This is a genomic window from Saccharopolyspora indica, assembly GCF_027853965.1.
Taxonomy (GTDB): Bacteria; Actinomycetota; Actinomycetes; order Mycobacteriales; family Pseudonocardiaceae; genus Saccharopolyspora; species Saccharopolyspora indica.
The window spans coordinates 1-2,185 of sequence record NZ_JAQGLB010000046.1; the positions used below are offsets into that span (position 1 = coordinate 1).

The window sequence follows — 2,185 nt, forward strand, 5'->3', positions numbered from 1 at the left end:
TGATTTCGGTTCCGTTGTTGGTCGTTGTGACGTGAGGGATCGTGCGCGCATCGGGTGGGGCGGCGGGTTGCGGCTGGTTCTCATTGCGCTGCAGGACGTTTCAGCTGGTGCGGTGAGACATCTTTTCCGCAGAAATATTCCGATTCTGCTGCGGCGTTCGGGGTCGCGGCGGAATCTGAATAGATTTCGAATAGCGGCAGGGAAACTCTGTTGCCGACGACTCGACAGCACCCATAGGGTTTACGGAAACCACGACACAGGAAGAACTTTCGCCTTCAGTGCTTATTTTCAGCTCGTTGATCACCTGATCGTGCGACAGTAATTCGATCGAAATCCAGTTCGACTGTTGAGATAATTGAGCCATGACACCGCTGATGACCACCTTCACCGCGACTCCCGGCGCAGAAGCCGGGATTGTTGCGGCCACGACCGGGCCTGGGGCCGCGGTCGTCGAGTCGTGGGCGGAGTCATCTCGGGCGACTTCGTACACCGACACCGAACTTGCCGTGCGGATCACGGAGATCGAGCGTGCCATCAGGCAGGCGAGGATGGAGCAGCTGGAACTCATCGCCGAGGCCGACCGGCGCCGCTTGTTCGCCGAGCAGAGCGCGCGGTCCACCCAGGCATGGCTGCAAAACCTGCTCCGCATCGACTCCCGGGAGGCCAAGTCGCGCGTCCAGGTCGCCGCTGACGTGACCACTCCGCCGGACGACAACGGTGCCTCGGCAACCGAACTTCCCGCCACCGCGCAGACCTTGTCCGAAGGAGCCTTGGGCCTCGAACACGCGACGATCATCAGGAGGTGCGTCCGCGCCCTGCCCGAGTCCGCCAAGCACCGGGTTGGCGAGGTCGAGGCACTGCTCGCGGCGAACGCACGCCGAATGTGCCCGCGCGACCTGGCGAAGCTGGCCGAGCGGATCACTTACACGCTCGACGAGGACGGAGCGCTGCAGGAAGAACGCGCCCAGCACGAGGCTCGCGAACTGCACTACGCGACCGCCCGCGACGGCATGCTGGTCATCAAAGCGCGCCTGGACCGCGAGACCGGGGCGAAGTTCGTGGAAGCCCTCCGCCCCCTGGCCGCACCGCGCCCGGAGACCGACGGCGAGAAGGACCCCCGCACGGTCGGACAGCGCAACGCCGACGGATTCGCGGCGATGGTCGACGTGGTCCTCGACTCCGACCAGATGCCGCGCACCGGCGGCCAGCGGCCCCACCTGACCATCACCATCGACTTCGACGACCTCAAGCAGCGCCTGACGAACGGCACGCCCGGCACCCTGACCGCCACCGAGCAGTCCATCACCGCCGAGAACGTCCGCCGGATCGCCTGCGACTGCGAGGTCCTCCCGATGGTCCTCAACGGCGACAGCCTCCCCCTCGACGTGGGAACCACCCAGCGCACCGCCCCCGCCCACATCCGCGCCGCACTGCTCCAACGCGACGGAGTCTGCGCGTTCCCGGACTGCGACCGTCCCCCGGGCACCCCGCAGGCGCACCACATCAAGCACTGGATCGACGGCGGCCCCACCGAGCTCAACAACATGGTGATGCTCTGCCCGCACCACCACCGAAGGGTCCACGACCAGCACTGGACGATCACCCTGCACCAAGGCCGCCCGATGTTCACCCCACCATCCAGTGTGGACGGATCAAGAAAACCGAAACCCGGCGGCAAAGCCAGACCCGCCGCCTACCGGGAAAACCTCCGGGGCCTCATCCCCACCCCACGAACCCCGGAGGGCACTCCATGACGCCCAAATCCGAAACCCGACGAAAACAACGCCCCAACCAAACCCGCGAACCCAACCAGTACCCGCACCACCAGGCGACCAAACCCAGCCCCCCGAACCAAACCCAGGAACCAGCTCCAACCCAGGACTCCAACCACCAAAGAAGCCCACCACCCACCCACCGAAAGCCCCTAGCCCCATCCATCAAGAATCGCTACCCCACCAACCAAAGCCCACTACCCACCGAACCGCCCGACGACCGAACCACCGAACCACCGAACCACCGGACCGCCGAACCACCGGACCGCCTCATCGGACCACCGAACGGAGCCACAGCCCCCACGACCCAGCCAAGGCGAGACGAAGCGAACCGATCCCACCGAGCCGAAAGCCAAAGACCAGAAGAACGGAAAGCACCAATGCACGGAACCAACCACAACGAACCCGAAAAT

2 protein-coding genes are annotated in these 2,185 nt (G+C 65.1%); one reads left to right on the forward strand and one right to left on the reverse strand.

What is annotated here, in order from left to right; translation table 11 throughout:
* Nucleotides 1-100: 100 nt before the first annotated feature.
* Complete coding sequence (locus tag OU416_RS40150) at nt 101-517, reverse strand: hypothetical protein (protein ID WP_270932347.1); 417 nt, start codon at nt 515-517, stop codon at nt 101-103.
* On the opposite strand from OU416_RS40150, the gene OU416_RS40155 reads away from it, so the two are divergent.
* Nucleotides 507-1,754 carry an HNH endonuclease signature motif containing protein gene (locus OU416_RS40155; RefSeq protein ID WP_270932346.1) on the forward strand — a complete coding sequence of 416 codons (1,248 nt, stop codon included), beginning with the start codon at nt 507-509 and terminating at the stop codon, nt 1,752-1,754. The two genes, OU416_RS40150 and OU416_RS40155, sit on opposite strands and share 11 nt — an antisense overlap.
* The last annotated feature ends 431 nt before the right edge of the window (nt 1,755-2,185 follow it).